Source organism: Thioclava sp. JE_KL1, from assembly GCF_009296265.1.
GTDB lineage: Bacteria > Pseudomonadota > Alphaproteobacteria > Rhodobacterales > Rhodobacteraceae > Thioclava.
The window spans coordinates 185,972-201,614 of the sequence record NZ_WBJS01000002.1 but is presented as its reverse complement, the minus strand read 5'-3'; the positions used below and the strand labels follow the sequence as shown (position 1 = coordinate 201,614).

The following is a 15,643-nucleotide window of genomic DNA, read 5'->3' as shown; positions in this document are numbered from 1 at the left end:
CGCGCCTGACCTATTGAAGCGGAGGGGGACAGTCAATAATTAGCACTTAAACACTATCAAGGAGCTCCCACGTGCCCGACGTTCTCGCCTCGCTTTCGCCCCAAGACGCGCTCGTCGCCGTGATGGTCGCGATTTCCGCCGCCGATGAGGACGTGCCGACCTCCGAACTCGTCGCAATCGAGCGGATAGTGAACCACATGCCGATCTTCGCGGGCTACGATTTCGACCGCGTCTCGCGGGTATCCCGCTCGGTCTTCACGCTGTTCGAAGAGGAAGACGGGCTCGAGGCGCTGTTCGGCCTGATCCGCGACGCGCTGCCCGAACATATTTTCGAAACCGCGTATGCGCTGGCCTGCGATGTGGCCGCCGCAGATGGCACGATCCGTCAAACCGAACTACGGCTTCTAGAAGAAATTCGCGGTGAGTTGGCGATCGACCGGCTGCACGCCGTCGCCATCGAATGGGGTGCAAAAGTGCGCCACGTCACGCTCTGATCGGACAATAGAGTCCCGGCGAGAAAACCTGACGACCGCCCCGCCGTCCAGGCGGAGCGCCCCTCAGCCGTAAATCCCGGCCCAACGCTCCAACAGCTGGCTCTGCAGGATTTTCGACGCCCGCACCCATTGGACCTGCCCCGGCGGGCGCGGCGCCGAGCCCGCACGACGTCGCCGGTTTAGATCGGCGGTGAAGATCGCGAAGACCAGTTCGGTGCCATCAGGCGCGGTCATATAGCCCGCCAAAGTCGACACGAAATTCAGCGTCCCGGTCTTGGCATCGACGCGGAATGGCTGGGCCGGCATGTTCTTGCCCGTCGCATCGCGCAGCTTGAATGGCTTCATCAAACTGCGCAGCCCCATCGGCGCACCAAGATTACGCAGCGCCGCCACCATGTCCTGCGGCGAAAGCTCGGCATCGGCCCGCAGCCCGGAATGGTCGGTGAACCGGGCCGAGCGCGCGCCCGTGCGCTGCTGCAGCCATTGGGTCATCGTCTGTCCCGACTGCTTCAGGGAGTTCCCCGCGCCCAGCCGCTTGCTGACCGTCATACCCACCGCCTCTGCGGTGATATTCGTCGAATATTTCATCATCGCGCGCAGTACCGGCACAAGCGGATCGCTGCCATGACTCACCAGTACCGTGCCGCCGGGCAGGTTGCGCACCTCTTCCGGCGCGGGCAGCGGTGTGCCCTGTGCGCGGGCCAGTGTCTGGAAAACATCGCCCGCATAGGCCGCCGGATGGCGCACCGGCAACCACCGGCTTCCGCCACGCCCCAAGGCCGCCGAGGCGACCGTCCAATGCTCGACCCCGCCGCGATCGGAATAGGTGAAAGTGGGCGAGGAGCGTTTCGCGATCGACGCCTTCGCGGTATAGGCCTGCGGCTGCACGTCGCGCCCGCGCGCATCCATGCTCAGCGCCCAGCCCCCACCGGAGCGGCGCCATTGGAAATGCACGCGATTGAAATTCAGCATCAGCCCCGAGATCGACGGGTTGTAGCCCGCGAAGATCGGCTGATCGTTCGCAATCTCGTGCTTGTAGGGCAGCGCCCCGGCCCAAGTCAGGAAACGCCCCGTGACGCCCTGCACTCCCTTCGCCGCCAGCTGCTTCGCCATCGCGTTCAGATCGTCGGTCGTTAGCGTCGGATCGCCCCCACCCGCGAGGATCAGATCGCCCTGAATGCGCCCGCCCGAGATCGGGCCGGTCGCGATCAACTGCGTGCCAAAACGGAAATCGCCGCCCAGTTGCTCCATCGCATAGAGCGAGGTGATCGACTTGAGCGCGGAGGCGGGCGGCATCGCTTGGCCTGCATTGCGCTGTTCGAGGATCTGGCCGCTCTTCAGGTCCGCGACGACATAGCCCACATCGCCGCTGAGCCCGGCCATCCGGACCAATTCGGCTGCCGCGACCGTCTGGCCGAAGCCCGTTTTCGGAGTGGCGAAAAGCGCGGCGCCACCCAGCAGTGCGAAGCGGCGCGATATCGATAGCGGCATGGCGATTCCTCCCTCGGCGTCAATCCGAGCGTAGCGCGCCCCGCACTGTCTTCAAGCGGGTGTCGATGCCCGCCAGCCGCCTTTCTCGCGAATTTCCGTGGAGGAAAGAGACGACATCGGAATGTTGACGAAGCACCAGCGCGGCGCCGGTCCGTCGAGGAGGCGCTGCGAGGCGACCGCGGGCAATTCGGCCCCCGCATAAATGCGCGCCGCGCGCGCCCAGCGCCCCGGCATCCGCCAGCCCGGACGCGCCAGCACACCGACCGGCACGCTCTCCATGATCGTGCGCCAATGATCCCAGCGGTCGAATTGCACGAGGTTATCGGCCCCCATCAGCCACGCGAAATCCACGCCGGGATAGAGCGCGCGCAGACGCGTTATCGTGTCGGCCGTGTAACGCGTGCCGAGCCGCGCTTCGAGGTCGGTCACCACGACGCGCGGATCGCCCCTAAGGCTCGCCCGCGCACTCGCGATCCGCTGATCGAGCGGTGCGGGACCATGCGCCTTGAGCGGGTTGCCGGGGCTCACGATCCACCAGACCCGATCAAGATTGAAGCGGCGCAGCGCCTCACGCGTGATCAGGACGTGACCTTCATGCGCCGGATCGAACGACCCGCCCAGAAGACCGATGCGCTGTCCGGCGCGGGCATAGGGGAAACCTTGTCTCATGCGCTGCCCTTACCCGAAGGCGACCGGTCAGGAAAAGAGCGTTTGTGCGCCTAAGGCGCGGAGCAGGGTGACGCGCCCGACCCATCCTCGACGTTTTCGACAGGCCCGGACCCGAAGCGAAGACATCCGCGCCCTGCGGCCTTGGCGGCATAGGTGGCCCGGTCGACGTCATTCTGCAGCGCCGCGACCTCGAGGCTCTCGTAGTCGCGCGACGACACAGCGCCGAGCGATCCGGACACCAGACATTCCTGCCCCCGATACCATTTCGGCGCTTCAAGCTGTTCGATGATGCGTGCCGCGAGCGCGCCGATCTCGGCACGGCTCGGGTCGCCACGTAAGAGAACGAGGAACTCGTCGCCGCCCATGCGCGCGACCAGATCACCTCCGCGCACGCTTTCACACAGGTTGCGGGCCACCAGTTGCAACACGAAATCCCCCGCCGCATGGCCTTGCGTGTCATTGATCGTCTTGAAGTGATCGAGGTCGATCTGCAGCAAAGCGAAATTCGCCAGCCCGTTCGTCGCGTGGTCGACGGCCCGCGCAAGCGCCTGTGCCATGGCCCGGCGGTTGGCGAGTTTCGTCAGCGGATCGCTCAGCGCCTGATCTTCCGCCGCTTTGCGCGCCTGATCAAGCCGCCCGGTCAGAGCCCGCAACTCCTCCAGCACGAGCGATTTCGCTTCCTGAAGATAGAGCATTTCCATCGCAAGATCGGCGGCGGAGAAATCATGTTCGGTCAGGTCGAATTCCGCCACGAGTTCGCGCAGGTGGATGCCGAAGCTGAAATTGAGGAGCATATCGCCCCCCGCCAGCGTCGGCGCACCCCCCTGAACTGGCTGATCCGCGTGGCCCACCAGCGCACCGCGCAGGCTTACCTGTGGGCGCATGCGAAGGGTGACGTGCAGCATCTCCTCCGCAGTCATGGCCCCGAGGGAGCGCCCGCAGCGCCCGACCTGGCGATCGCAATCAACAGCACCGCAACTTGAGCGCAGTTCTTTCGGGCACATCCGTACCGCCCCGCCGCGCCGCGCGACCGAGAAAAACCGCGAGAACGGCGCGCCGACGATCTGGGCATCAGGCACCCCCAGAACCTTGCGCAACGTGCGCCCGACCCCGAGGATGCAGGCCTGCTCGTCGAGCCAGAGAAACATCGGCAAAAGCCCGGTCAACAGCGTTAGCCAATAGGCTTGCGCGCCCCGATCAGGGGGAGGCTGTGCGGCCAGTCGCGTGACAGTGTTCTCGCCCGGCACGCTCATCACACCTCACCAATCATGCGCGCGAGGGCGAATTGGCGCGCCTCGGCATGGGTGGCGTCGAGCAGCTGGATCGTCACGGTCTCCGCAATCGGGCCGGGGTCGCGCAGATCGCCCCCGGCGACACGCGGCGACACCTCGATCAGCGCGAGGCTGCCATAGTCATCCGCCATGGCGCGCAGGATCCCCGCCAGCACCGCCCCCCAGCCCGGCAGATCCGCGGCAACGCGTAGACGGAACTGACCCGACTGGGTTGCAACCAGATGCAGGTCCGGCAGCTTGAGATCGGGAATCGCCATGCGCGCGCGGTCATTCAACTCGTTGAGCGAGTTCAGAAAACCGCGATAGTCGCAGCCGCCGTAACGCAACAGGCGGCGCACCGCTTCGCGGCTGCACAGATGCGCCCCAAGGTCTTCCAAAAACTCGGATCGCGCCCGCCCCAACTCGTCGCAGGCGGCATCGATCAGCCGCAAGGCCTGCGCATCGTCATATTGCAGCAGGGGCTCATAGCTCTCGCCCGGCAAATCCGCGCGCCGCCGCACGCGCGCACAGAGCGCCGCCCCGTGGGTGTCGGTCAGAAACGTCTCGATAGAGCGGTTGATCAAGCCGAGCATGTGCCCTCCTGACCGCCACGCTAGCGGTCAGAAGTTAACAAAGCTCCAAATTCGCCCGGCTCAGCGCGACAGCGGCAAAAGACGCAGCCCACCGGCCTCAAGCGCCATGATCCCGCTCGGGGCCAGCTGCATCTCACCACGTTTGATCGCGGCGATAACAGGGGCCAGATCGACGCGGAAACGCGGCTCGCCCTGCGCATCGACGACGCTGCCCCAACCGATCGAATCCCACGCGCCGTTCGACTGCCGCAGCACATATATCGCATCGCGGTCGGGCAGATGCAGCAGCACCATCGCCTCGTCCCCGGGCACATCCGACAGGAAATCGGCCTCGATCAAGGCGCAATTCGCCGCTGCCCCCTCGGCGGAGGCGCAAAGCCCCGCCGCAACCTCGGGCGCGCGCGCGCGGATCGCATCGAGCAGCGCATCCTCGGGCGCTTTCGCACCGGGCGGCAGCACGAGATCCCGGCGCAGTTGGGCACGCGCGGCGCTGGCACCTTCCGCCCCATCCGCAGACGGGCTCAGACGCGCCAAGGCCGTCGCGAGCGCGCGGTCATCACCGGCTTGCGCCTCCAACTCGGCAAAGGCCGCCTGCCCGGCAAGCCCCCAGTGGTTCTTCAAAGCGTAAAGCGGCAAAGCGCCCGCCGTGATGCGCCCCCCGCGATACAGCGCCAGTTGCGAGCGCGCAGCCACCCCGTTCGCATCCAGCACCGGCGTCAGCCATGCCAAAGCGGCAAGAAGCAGGACTCCCGCCATGGCGATATTGATCCGCCGCAGCCGCGCCATCCAGCCGCGCCCCAGCAGCACCGACCCGGCATATCCCAGCGCATAGCCCGCCAGAAGTACGATCAGCACCGCCTGCGCCACGCGTCCCGGGGTCCAGCCTTGCGCGGTGACGCTTTGCCATCCAGTCCAGGCCGCCGCCCCGACCAGAACGGGCAGCACCAGCGCCAAGCCTTGAGCCGACAGGCGCAGGACCCGCGCCCGGACGGCACTTTCATCGTCGCGCTCAATGCCGATCGAGATCAGCGTTACCGCCGCCGCGGCCATCGCAAGCAGCGTCTCGATCTGCGAGAACCCGATCAGCGAGACCTCCCCCCGGCGCGCAATGAACCCGGCCACGAAGATCACCGCGACAAGCAGAACGGGGGGCAGCAACAGCCTCAGAAGCCGCAGGATCAGGGTCGGAGAGATCATCTCCTCCAACTCGGTCACCACCGCCAGTCCCAGCCCGAGAATGCCGCCCGAGACCGCAAAGGCGAACAGCTTCTCCCGCAGAAGCTGGCGCAGGAAATCGAGGTCCACACTCTCGAGCAACCGCGCCGAGAGGTACAGCACGAGCCAGACCATTCCGAGGAAAATAAACGCAGCCGCATAGCGCACCACGATATTCCACGCATGCAGGAACAGGGCCGGATAGTCGTTCCAGGCGCGCGTTCCGCCCTGCGCCACGGCCATCGCGAAGGGCATCGGCAGCATCGCCAGAACCGAAAGCGCGAGCAGCTCGTAAGGCATGTATCCCGCCAGCGTCTCGCTCGGAGCATAGCCAAGCGATGCCCACCATCCGAGCAACGCGACTGGAACCGCAATCAGCGCCGCCGCTCCGAATGCCCTGCGCCAGCCGATCTCGCCCAGCATCGCAAGCGCGGTCGCGAAGAACACCGTGCCCAGAACCGACACGCCGAATTGTCCGTGCGCGTCAATCGGAAGCCGTTGCTGCAACTGGTTATCGAGCGCCCAGAAGAACATGCCCGCCAACAGCCCAAGCAGAATATGTTGCAAACGTAGTTGCATGCGTCCCTCTCCTGTCTTGCGCGAGGCTCCCGCGCGTCTGACGCGCCTTTGCTAGCCCGCGCGCCGCGCGAGCCAGTCGGGAAGCCCCCCGATATGATCGAGCACCGCATCAGCGAGCGGGGCCAGATCGGCCCGCTCCGCCGGTCCGCTCAGCACGCCGATCGCAATCATCCCCGCCGCGCGCGCCGCGTGCAGGTCATGCTGGCTGTCGCCGACCATCACGACCTCGGCCGGGTCTAGCCCCAGCGAATCCGCGAAGGCCAGAAGCGGGCGCGCCGTGGGTTTCGCCCCGTGCCCGCTGTCATAGCCGATAATCCGGTCGAAAAGATCGGTGATGCCCGCCTGCGCGGCATGCGCCCGCGCCGAAGACTCGGCATCGTTCGTGCAAATACCCAGCTGCAATCCGCGTCCGCGCAGATCGGACAGAAGCGCTGCAAGCGGCACCGGCTCCACCAGAGGCACGTCATGCGCCGCCCGCTCCAGTTCGACCACCAGATCGTCGAGCGACCGTCCCGGAAGATGCGGCAACAGCAGTTCCGCCGCCTCCCGAACCGTGCCCGCGATCACCGGCGAGTGCGGTTCGAATTCTATCCGCTCGAGGTCGAATCCGATCGCCGCGGCAAGCCTGGCGGCCTGCTCGGCATCCTTCGCCAACGCCTCGATCTGCAGCTTCGCCCAAGCGCCCCATGTCGCGTCGAAGTCGAAAAGCGTACCGTCCTTATCGAACAGCACCGCCCGTATCTTGCCGCCTGCCATCTGCGATCTGCCTCCCTTTGCGGGCAGATTGCCTAAAGCTGCGCGTCAGGTCCAGTGGCGCAGATCGCCGCGCCCGAGAACCGCGCGCGCCTGCATCAGCGCCTCGGGCTGCACACCAAGGTCCTGCGCGCAATCCAGCACCACCTGATCGTCCTGCAGGACATGGTCGAGAACACCTGCGAGGAAGTCCGGATCGCTCGCCTGCGTCCGCAAATCGTCCACGCTGGCCCCGGAATTGGCGAGGAACGCGCCGATCAGATCTTCGCGACCGGCAAGCCAGCCGAGGGTCTGCAACGCGAGCGTATGAGCGTTTTCTTGCCGCATGACGGGTCCTTCTCTGACGGGGGGAAACGCTTTGTTAACCTATAGACCGCTAAGGTCAAGAAAAGGCGCGATGAGAAGCTGGCGCAGTCGGGAACCGCCCGATGCAAGCCGCACCGCGCCGGAGGTTGAAGGAGTAGCGTTATATGCCGGGATCGATCCTCATCGTGGATGATGTGGCGACCAATCGCATTGTGCTCAAGGCCAAGCTGACCGGCGCGCGCTACAACACGCTGCAAGCCGCAAGCGCGGCGGAGGCGCTCGCCCTCGCCGCGGCCCAACGGCCCGGCCTGATCCTGCTCGACGTCACCTTGCCCGACATGACCGGAGAGGGCCTCATCGCCCGGTTGCGGGCGAACCCGCGTACCCGGCGCATCCCGATCATCGCGATGACGGGGCGTGATACGCCCGCGCAGCGCGTGACGCTGCTGCAGGCCGGGGCGAACGAGGTGCTGGCCAAACCCTTCGACGAACTGGTGCTGCTCGCCCGCCTGCGCAGCCTGATCCGCGCCCATGTCGGCGACGAGGATTCGGCGCTGCGCGAACAGACCTGCCGGGAACTCGGCTTCGCAGAGGCGGCGAGTGAATTCGTCCCTCTCGCGCGGATCGCTCTGATCGCGCCCAACCCGGCCGAGGGACTGCGCTGGAAATCCGCGCTCGCGCCCCTGCTGACGACCAATCGGATTCTGCTGACCAGTTACGACCAGCCCTGCGGCGACGACGCCACGCGTCGCGCCCCCGATCTATTCGTGATCGGCGCAGACCTCGCGCATCGCGGCGATGGGCTGCGGCTGATGTCGGAATTGCGCTCGCATCCCGAAACGCGCCATGCGGCGATCCTGATCGCCAGCCAGCCCGACGCGCGCGAGATGCAAGCCAGCGCGCTCGATCTAGGCGCGGATGACCTGCTGCCCGCCGAGATGTCGACGCCGCTCGCAGCAAAGGAAGCCGCACTTCGGATCGGCGCGCAGCTCCGCCGCAAGCGCCTCTCGGACCAGTTGCGTCTCTCGGTCGATGAAGGTCTGCGTCTTGCGCTGGTCGACCCCCTGACCGGGCTGCACAATCGTCGCTACGTGAACGCGCATCTGGCGCGCATGTCCGACCGCGCGCGCCGCACGGGCCACGGCTATGCGGTGATGCTGCTCGACCTCGATCGGTTCAAATCAGTGAACGACACCTATGGCCACGGCGCGGGTGACGAGGTGCTAGCGAGTATCGCCCGCCATCTGCGCCAAAGCCTGCGCGACGTCGATCTCATCGGTCGCATCGGCGGCGAGGAGTTTCTCGTGGCTCTGCCCGACAGCTCTCTGGTCGAGGGGTGCCGGATCTCCGAACGGCTCCGGCACGAAATCGCACAGAGCAAGATCACGCTGCCCGACGGACAAATGACGCAGGTCACCATTTCGATTGGCCTCGCCTTCGGCGGCACGCGCCACGACGATCCTCAGCATCTTATCGACGAGGCCGATGCTGCGCTTCTCTGCGCCAAGGGAAGCGGACGAAACCAAGTCTCCCTCGCCCAACACACAAACGCGGCCTGACCCGAAATAGCAGGGTCACGCCGCGCATGGGCAGGTGATGAGACTGAGGGTTGGCGAACTTACAAACGGCAAACGGTCGCGCCCTCTTGGGGGCCCGCCCACCTGACCTCACGGCTTCGGCTTTGGGGCGTCCTCGCGGTCCTTCTTGCGCTTGTCGAACCGCGCCGCACCCTCGCGCAGACGCTCGGCAAAGCTGTGCCGCGACTCGGCGCTCATCGCATCAAGCCGGTCGAGGATCAGTTGCTCGCCGATATCGACCCGCTGCACCGTCCGCGCCTTGTGCCGCTCGAGCAGCTCGGCCACCTGCGCACGATCCCAGGGCTCCGCGTCGATCGCAGCGATCAGCGCCGTCATGTCGCTGCGCGCCTGCCGCCGCATATCGCGGAACTCCGAGCCGCGCGCCTGCGCCGCCTTGCGCAGCGCATCACGATCTTCCGGGCTCAGCGCCCCGGTGAACGCGCCGAGGCTGACATCGCCCACGACCGGGCGTGGCGGATGCCGTTCATGCGCGATCCAGCCGCCGATGAAGAACCCCAGCAAAAGCAGGTTCAGCACCGCCGACCCTATCAGCGCCCAGCGCAATCCCCGGCCATTTCGCGTCTCGGCAGCCGCCATCAGAACCCTCCTTCATCGGCGAAGGCGAAGGTGTCGCCCTCGGGTAGCAGGTTGACCGTGCCGAGGCTTTCGGTCGTGCTGCTGGCGTAAAACGGGCTGAGCGCGCCGATCTCGTCGGCCCCCACAAAGCCGATCCAGACCCCGGCCAGAGCGGCCGTGACCAGACCGCCCATCGGAGCCCAGCCACCGAACGCGCCGCGAAGCGCGTCCCAGATACCGGCCAAGACGTCAGGCTTGTCGGGCGCTGCAGCGGGGCCAGAACGCGCGAAGCCCGCTTGCTCCGCCTCCGCATCGGCCAGAACCCGGGCGAGGAACCCCGCCCCGGGCTCGGGCCCACCCGCCGCGCGCGCCTCGCCGAAAAGCGTCTCCAGCGCCGCGTCGTCCAACGCGTCCGTCTCGCGATCCATGCGTTTGTCAGTCATCGCCAAACCCCAATTTCTCTCGCTGCCCCCGAAGCAGCTTACTCAAAGCGCGTTTTCCACGCGCTGTCAGACTTTCTACGGCCTCGACGCCAGTTTCCATCGCGGCAGCGATCTCGGGATTGGACAAACCGTCGATATGTCGCAGTGTCACCGCGATCCGCTGCCGTTCCGGCAATTGCTCCAGCGCCGCTTCCAGCGCGGCCACACGGTCGCGCGCGATCAACTCGTCCAGCGCGCTCGCGCGGTCATCGGCCACCTCGGGCGCCTCATCCAGCCCCACACCGCGGCGCTTGCGCAGCCGGTCCGTCGTGAGGTTGGCCACCACCCGGTAAAGCCAAGTCGAGACCTTCGCCTCGCCGGCGCGCCACTCCGGCGCGATCTTCCAGAGCCGCAAGAGCCCCTCTTGCGCGACGTCCTCGGCCTCGGCCGCATCGCGCAGATAGCGATAGGCGAGCCGGTAGGCCAAGGGCCCGAAGCGCAGCGTCAACGCCCGCGCCGCCGCCGGGTCGCCCTGCGCGTAAAGCTCCAGCAGAGCCTCGTCCGAAGCCTCGTTCATCGCATCCAGTGCCATCGTCATTCCGTCAAAGGCCTAGCCTGCTTTCCCTGCGCATGCAATTTGACATGCAGCCGGGGCGCTTTTCCGCGCCCCGGCTTTCTTCACTGCTCGAAACTCAGTTCGTGGATCGGCCCGAGCCATCCGCCGGACCGTTTCCCGGACCTTGACCTTGGCCAGCCCCGGTGCCCGGCTGCATCGGCGGCGTGCCCCGCGGGCCTTGGCCGTTCGGGCCTTGCCCCATCGGACCCTGACCCATCGGGCCATCGCCTTGCATCATCCGCCCGTAGCCGTCGCGGTCGCCGTTCCACCCCATACGGTCATGGCCATGGCGATCCCCTTTGCCCATGCGGTCATGGCCGTGGTAATCGCCCTTGCCCATCCGGCCATGGTCGCGGCGGTCGCTCATCCGCTGCATGAACCGTTTGGCCATCTGCATCTCGTCGGCACTGATCGCCCCGTCATTGTTGCGGTCCATCCGGTCGAACATGCGCGTCGGCATCGGATGCGCCATCAATTCGGCGGCCGACAGCTCCCCATCGCCATTGCTGTCCTGCGCGGCGAAGCGCGCTTTCACGCGGGCTTCGATGCGGGCTTTCACCTTGGCCATCTCGGAATTGACGAGCTCCTCCTGAGAAATCATCCCATCGCCATTGGCGTCGAGCGCCTCAGCGTCAGCAGCTCGCTTGGCCTGGATTTCCTCCATCGTCACCTGACCGTCGCCATTGGTGTCGAAGCGACTGATGTCGAAGCCGAAGCCGCGCCCGCCTTGATCGCGCATCGCGCCGGGCTGCATGTTCTGCCCCATGCCATTGGCGGGGCCATTACCAGCTCCGTTGCCCGGCCCATTCCCGGGCATGACCTGCTGTCCCTGCATCTGGCTGCCGTTCTGGTTCTGCGCCACCACCGGCATTGCGAGGGTGATCGCGCTGCCTGCGAGGATTGCCGCGACGAGGGTCTGCCTGTTCATGACTTTCATTCGAAACTCCTGTTCTCGCTGCCACGGCACGTCTCGCGCCGTCGATATTTGTCCAAACGGCGCATGCGCAGCATTCCGTCGCCAAACTCACGCATCCGTGATAGACCCGCCGGACTTTCCATCCGCCCCGGCTGCCGCCATACTGCCCTGCGAACGGGCGGAGAGAGACCGCCACAAGGGAGAGCGCAATGCAGTCGCATGACGAGTATCACGATGATCGCCCGCTGGGCCGCTCGATCGGGCGGGGCCTGCGCTGCCGCTGCCCGGCTTGCGGCAAGGGTCTGATTTTGCACAGTTATCTCAAGGTGCGTGACACCTGCCCGGCCTGCGGCGAGGACCTCTCGCATCAGCGCGCCGATGACGGCCCGGCCTATCTGACGATCCTGATCGTTGGCCATCTCGCGATTCCGATGATGGCGGCCTATTTCATCGCCTTCCGCCCCGGACCGTGGGAGATGATCTGGATTTTCGGCATCGGCTCGATGGTGCTCTCGGCGGTGCTTTTGCCGCTGATGAAGGGGATGCTGGTGGGCATCCAGTGGTCGCGCCGGATGCATGGTTTCGGCGAAGGCGAAATCGTTCATGACTGACACGCGCCCCCCGGTCGACAAAACCGCGCTACGCGACGCGGCCAGCGTGATCGTCCTGCGCCGTGATGCCGATGCGGTGCCGCGCGTGCTGATGGGCCAGCGCGGTGCGGGGGCGGCCTTCATGCCCTCGAAATACGTCTTTCCGGGCGGCGCGCTCGACGCCACGGATTGGGAGGTGCCCTTCGCCTATCCCCTGCCCGCGCCCGATCACGCGCGGCTCGAGGCCGATGCGCCCGAGGGGATCGGCGCGGCGCTGGCCGCCGCCGCTCTGCGCGAGTTGTGGGAAGAAACCGGGCTGGTGTTAGGCGAGAAAACCACGTGGCCCGGCGCGGTGCCCACCGATTGGCAGGGCTTCGCCGATCTGGGCTTTCTGCCCTCGGCGGCCAATCTGCATTTCGTGTTCCGCGCGATCACGCCGCCGGGCCGCCCGCGCCGCTTCGATGCGCGGTTCTTCCTGATCGATGCGGGAGCGATCCAGGGCGATCTCGACGATTTCTCGCGCGCCTGCGACGAGCTTTCGCATCTGCATTGGGTGCCCCTGCCCGAGGCGCGTGCGCTCAACTTGCCCTTCATCACCGAAGTGGTTTTGGCCGAAATCGCCGCCCTCATCACCACCAAACACGCGCTTGGCACGCCGCATTCGGTGCCGTTCTTCGACAATCGTGGGCCGCGTTCGGAGTTCCGGCGGATCGGGCTTTAACGTCCCGCCAGCACAATCACGATCAGCGACACCACGACGAGCGCGATGCCCGCCCCCTCGCGCTTGTGCAGCCGCTCTTGGAAGACCAGCGCCGAGGCGAGCAGCGTGAAGACGATCTCCACCTGGCCCAGCGCGCGCACGAAGGCCGCGTTTTGCAGCGAGAACGCGGTGAACCAGCCCGCCGAGCCCAGAACGCCGGTGATCCCCACCAGCACCGTGCGCCGCCACGCGCCGAACACGCGGGTCAACTCGCCCGGCTCGCGCAGCCGCAGATACAGCCCCATGCCGAGCGATTGCGCGAAGGTTGCGCAGGCCAGCGCGACGATGGCGCGGGCGAAGAAGTCGAGCGGCTCCAGCTCCAGCGTCGCGCCGCGATAGAAGATCGACGACAGGCCGAACAGCGCCCCCGCCCCGACGCCGTAAAGCGCCGCACGCGGGTTGAAGCCGCCTTCGGGCGGTTTGGTCAGGAAAAGCACCCCCGCCAGCCCGATCGCGATCCCGATCCAGCCGATGGGCCCGACGAATTCGCCGAGGATGATCGCGGAGAACAGCGCGACCTGCACCGTCTCGGTCTTGGTGAAGGCCACGCCCACCGCGAAATTGCGCAGGCCGAACAGCGCCACCGTCAGGAAGGTCGCCGCCACCTGCGCCGCGCCGCCCGCAATGACGAAACCCCAGAAGGGGCCGCTCAGATGCGGCCATGGCGTGCCGGTCGCAGCCAGAAAGCCCAGCGCCGTCGCAGCCGCGAGCGGGAAGCCAAACAGGAACCGTGAAAACGTCGCGCCACCCACCGAGAGCTGCGCCCCCGCCAGCAGCTTTTGCAGCATGAAGCGGATGGTCTGGACGGCCGCCGCGAACAGCGTCACCCAGACCCAGAGATGCACCGGCGCGTCGGTCACTTACCGACCCGCGTCATGTCATAGCCGTTGAAGTCCATGACATCGCGCGCCGCCTTGATCAGATCGGGCCGTGGCGGGGTCTGCCGCGACAGGATCATCCCCCAACGGCCCGAGGGCGTGCCGAGCACCGCCACCCGATAATCGAAATCGACCCAGAGCACCCAGATCGGCTCGCCGCCGAACGCGTCCTTCGCCATCAACCGCCCGCCCGGCCCGGTCAGCGTCACGGTCTCGTCGATGGCGGCAGGCTTGATCGCACAGTTGGTGCCGCGCAGCCGGTAGGCGGTCTTGCCATCCCACGCCCAGTTCTGCGTGCCCGAGCAGCCCGGAATGCCGCTTTCGACGACATGCCATTCGCCTCCGAACCGCTGCGGATCGAACAGCGACGCCGAAGAAATCAGCGCGCCCGGTTTGCGCAGCGACGCGGTCTCCGGCTGGGGCGCACAGCCCGCGAGGATCAGCGCGAGCATCCCGCCCAGCGCGGCGATCTTCGCCCGGCTCATTGCACGCATAGCTGCATCGGGTAGCCCGCCTCGCTCATCACCTCGTTGCAGCCCAGAAGAGGGGTCACCGGCGCGCAGGTCTTCGAGCGCGCGAGGCATTCACCCTCGCACTCGCTGCCCGCCTGACAGCTTTTGCCGCTATCGGAGGTCATCGTAACGCAGATGAACGCCCCGTCGCGCGCGAGCCATTTGCCGCCGCGCGCGACGCATTCGAATTTCCCGGCATCGATCTTCTCCTGCCCGACCAGCGGCAATTGCTCTGCCGTGTCGCCCTCGTCCGTGGGGCCGAAGGGACTACAGCCCGCCAAGGCGAGCGCCGCACACAGAAGGATCGACGCCCCGCGCATCAGTAGGGCATCGGGTAATGCTTGTGGAGCTCCGCGATCTTGTCGAGCAGCTCCTTCGGCAGTTCCACCCCTTCGGCGTCTAGGTTCGGCTTGAGCTGGTCGACCGAGGTCGCCCCGACAATCGGGATCACCGGGAAGGGACGGCTCATCACCCAGGCAATCGCCATCGTCACCGGGTGAAGATCGAACTCCTTGGCCAGCGCGACATACCGGTCAGCGATCTCGAAAGCGCGCGGATTGGCGCGCCCGCCGAGATTGTTGACCAGCGACCGCCGGGTGTTGTCGGGGATCACGTCGCCCGAATATTTGCCCGTCAGGATACCCGCGGCGAGCGGCGAATAGGCCAGCAGCGTCACCTTCTCCTGCTGACCCAACTCCCCCAGATCGAGGTCGTAGTAGCGGCACATCAGCGAGTATTCGTTCTGGATCGACTCGACGCGCGGCCCTTTGCCCGCCTCGGCCAGTGCCAGCCATTGCGCCGTGCCCCAGGCGCTCTCGTTCGACAGGCCGAATTCGCGGATTTTGCCCTCTTTACGCAGATCTTCGAGCGTCTCGAGGCAGGCGCTCATATCGTCGAGCACTTCCTGCTTCGAAGGCTGCTTCGACGGATCGAAGCGCCACGTCTTGCGGAAGTGATAGGAGCCGCGATTGGGCCAGTGGAACTGGTAGAGGTCGATGTAATCCGTCTGCAGCCGGGTCAGCGAATCCGTCACTGCCTGGCGGATGCGGGTCGGGCTGATCTCGGGGCCGCCTTCGATCGCGTTCGAGCCCTCGCCGGTGATCTTCGTGGCCACCACCAGATCGTCGCGCTTGCCGCGTTTGGCCAGATAAGTGCCCACGATCTGCTCGGTCCGGCCCATCGTCTCGGCCTTGACCGGGTTCACCGGATACATCTCGGCCGTGTCGAGGAAATTGATCCCCCGGTCGAGCGCGAAATCGATCTGGTCATGGCCCTCGGCCTCGGTGTTCTGGCTGCCCCAGGTCATCGTCCCGAGACAAATCTCGGACACCATGATCCCGCTTTGACCAAGTTCCAGCTTGCGCATGCCCGCGCCCCCTTTGTCATATGATGTTGCGCGGACCCTGCCACCGGGCCGCGGGAAGG

At 66.3% G+C, this 15,643-nt stretch carries 19 protein-coding genes; 4 read left to right on the top strand and 15 right to left on the bottom strand.

Annotated features, from left to right (window positions below; genetic code table 11):
• Positions 1 to 71: 71 nt before the first annotated feature.
• Positions 72 to 494, top strand: a complete 423-nt coding sequence (locus tag F8R15_RS03805; RefSeq protein WP_078522614.1) for a tellurite resistance TerB family protein — start codon at positions 72 to 74, stop codon at positions 492 to 494.
• 63 nt (positions 495 to 557) lie between these two features.
• On the opposite strand, the gene dacB is transcribed toward F8R15_RS03805, so the two are convergent.
• From dacB to F8R15_RS03770, 7 genes are read right to left on the bottom strand one after another with little or no spacing between them, the layout of a single operon-like run.
• Complete coding sequence (gene dacB, locus F8R15_RS03800) at positions 558 to 1,985, bottom strand: D-alanyl-D-alanine carboxypeptidase/D-alanyl-D-alanine-endopeptidase (RefSeq protein WP_152843644.1); 1,428 nt, start codon at positions 1,983 to 1,985, stop codon at positions 558 to 560.
• A 51-nt stretch (positions 1,986 to 2,036) separates the two neighbouring features.
• Positions 2,037 to 2,654 carry a nicotinate-nucleotide adenylyltransferase gene (locus F8R15_RS03795; RefSeq protein WP_152843643.1) on the bottom strand — a complete coding sequence of 206 codons (618 nt, stop codon included), beginning with the start codon at positions 2,652 to 2,654 and terminating at the stop codon, positions 2,037 to 2,039.
• A 50-nt stretch (positions 2,655 to 2,704) separates the two neighbouring features.
• Entirely contained in the window at positions 2,705 to 3,907 is a 1,203-nt protein-coding gene (locus tag F8R15_RS03790; RefSeq protein WP_152843642.1) for a diguanylate cyclase, read from the bottom strand.
• Complete coding sequence (locus F8R15_RS03785; RefSeq protein WP_152843641.1) at positions 3,907 to 4,518, bottom strand: heme NO-binding domain-containing protein; 612 nt, start codon at positions 4,516 to 4,518, stop codon at positions 3,907 to 3,909. Before F8R15_RS03785 ends, F8R15_RS03790 begins: the two co-directional genes overlap by 1 nt.
• 60 nt (positions 4,519 to 4,578) lie before the next feature.
• Positions 4,579 to 6,312 (bottom strand): DUF4153 domain-containing protein, encoded by a 1,734-nt coding sequence (locus F8R15_RS03780; RefSeq protein WP_152843640.1) that lies wholly within the window; start codon positions 6,310 to 6,312, stop codon positions 4,579 to 4,581.
• Positions 6,313 to 6,363: 51 nt separating this feature from the next.
• Entirely contained in the window at positions 6,364 to 7,068 is a 705-nt protein-coding gene (locus F8R15_RS03775) for an HAD family hydrolase (protein ID WP_152843639.1), read from the bottom strand.
• 45 nt (positions 7,069 to 7,113) lie between these two features.
• A complete protein-coding gene (locus F8R15_RS03770) occupies positions 7,114 to 7,392 on the bottom strand; it encodes a DUF3572 domain-containing protein (protein ID WP_078522607.1) in 279 nt (92 codons plus the stop codon).
• 143 nt (positions 7,393 to 7,535) lie between these two features.
• Here F8R15_RS03770 and F8R15_RS03765 point away from each other — a divergent pair, with 143 nt between their 5' ends.
• Positions 7,536 to 8,930 carry a diguanylate cyclase gene (locus F8R15_RS03765; RefSeq protein ID WP_152843638.1) on the top strand — a complete coding sequence of 465 codons (1,395 nt, stop codon included), beginning with the start codon at positions 7,536 to 7,538 and terminating at the stop codon, positions 8,928 to 8,930.
• A 108-nt stretch (positions 8,931 to 9,038) separates the two neighbouring features.
• On the opposite strand, the gene F8R15_RS03760 is transcribed toward F8R15_RS03765, so the two are convergent.
• The 4 genes from F8R15_RS03760 to F8R15_RS03745 all read right to left on the bottom strand — a co-directional run bounded on the left by F8R15_RS03760 (position 9,039) and on the right by F8R15_RS03745 (position 11,499).
• Positions 9,039 to 9,545 (bottom strand): periplasmic heavy metal sensor, encoded by a 507-nt coding sequence (locus F8R15_RS03760; protein WP_152843637.1) that lies wholly within the window; start codon positions 9,543 to 9,545, stop codon positions 9,039 to 9,041.
• Positions 9,545 to 9,967, bottom strand: a complete 423-nt coding sequence (locus tag F8R15_RS03755; protein WP_152843636.1) for a dihydroorotate dehydrogenase — start codon at positions 9,965 to 9,967, stop codon at positions 9,545 to 9,547. The genes F8R15_RS03760 and F8R15_RS03755 overlap by 1 nt, the downstream gene beginning before the upstream one ends.
• Positions 9,960 to 10,544, bottom strand: a complete 585-nt coding sequence (locus F8R15_RS03750) for an RNA polymerase sigma factor (RefSeq protein WP_152843635.1) — start codon at positions 10,542 to 10,544, stop codon at positions 9,960 to 9,962. The genes F8R15_RS03755 and F8R15_RS03750 overlap by 8 nt, the downstream gene beginning before the upstream one ends.
• Before the next feature lie 94 nt (positions 10,545 to 10,638).
• Positions 10,639 to 11,499, bottom strand: coding sequence for an EF-hand domain-containing protein (locus F8R15_RS03745; RefSeq protein WP_152843634.1), 861 nt, complete (start codon positions 11,497 to 11,499; stop codon positions 10,639 to 10,641).
• A gap of 188 nt (positions 11,500 to 11,687) precedes the next feature.
• Here F8R15_RS03745 and F8R15_RS03740 point away from each other — a divergent pair, with 188 nt between their 5' ends.
• Both F8R15_RS03740 and F8R15_RS03735 read left to right on the top strand, forming a co-directional pair.
• Positions 11,688 to 12,089 (top strand): DUF983 domain-containing protein, encoded by a 402-nt coding sequence (locus tag F8R15_RS03740; protein WP_152843633.1) that lies wholly within the window; start codon positions 11,688 to 11,690, stop codon positions 12,087 to 12,089.
• Positions 12,082 to 12,789 carry an NUDIX hydrolase gene (locus F8R15_RS03735; RefSeq protein WP_152843632.1) on the top strand — a complete coding sequence of 236 codons (708 nt, stop codon included), beginning with the start codon at positions 12,082 to 12,084 and terminating at the stop codon, positions 12,787 to 12,789. Before F8R15_RS03740 ends, F8R15_RS03735 begins: the two co-directional genes overlap by 8 nt.
• Here the strand turns inward: F8R15_RS03735 and F8R15_RS03730 are convergent.
• Genes F8R15_RS03730 through F8R15_RS03715 form a run of 4 tightly spaced genes read right to left on the bottom strand, consistent with a single transcriptional unit; the run spans position 12,786 to position 15,584 of the window.
• Positions 12,786 to 13,688 (bottom strand): EamA family transporter, encoded by a 903-nt coding sequence (locus F8R15_RS03730; protein WP_368730996.1) that lies wholly within the window; start codon positions 13,686 to 13,688, stop codon positions 12,786 to 12,788. The genes F8R15_RS03735 and F8R15_RS03730 overlap by 4 nt on opposite strands.
• Positions 13,685 to 14,200: a lipocalin family protein gene (locus tag F8R15_RS03725; RefSeq protein ID WP_172976156.1), complete on the bottom strand. Its 516-nt coding sequence runs from the start codon at positions 14,198 to 14,200 to the stop codon at positions 13,685 to 13,687. Before F8R15_RS03725 ends, F8R15_RS03730 begins: the two co-directional genes overlap by 4 nt.
• Positions 14,188 to 14,538 carry a hypothetical protein gene (locus F8R15_RS03720; RefSeq protein ID WP_152843630.1) on the bottom strand — a complete coding sequence of 117 codons (351 nt, stop codon included), beginning with the start codon at positions 14,536 to 14,538 and terminating at the stop codon, positions 14,188 to 14,190. Before F8R15_RS03720 ends, F8R15_RS03725 begins: the two co-directional genes overlap by 13 nt.
• The gene (locus tag F8R15_RS03715) at positions 14,538 to 15,584 is read right to left on the bottom strand and encodes an aldo/keto reductase (protein ID WP_083078476.1); all 1,047 of its coding nucleotides are present in this window, start codon (positions 15,582 to 15,584) and stop codon (positions 14,538 to 14,540) included. Before F8R15_RS03715 ends, F8R15_RS03720 begins: the two co-directional genes overlap by 1 nt.
• Between the last annotated feature and the right edge of the window lie 59 nt (positions 15,585 to 15,643).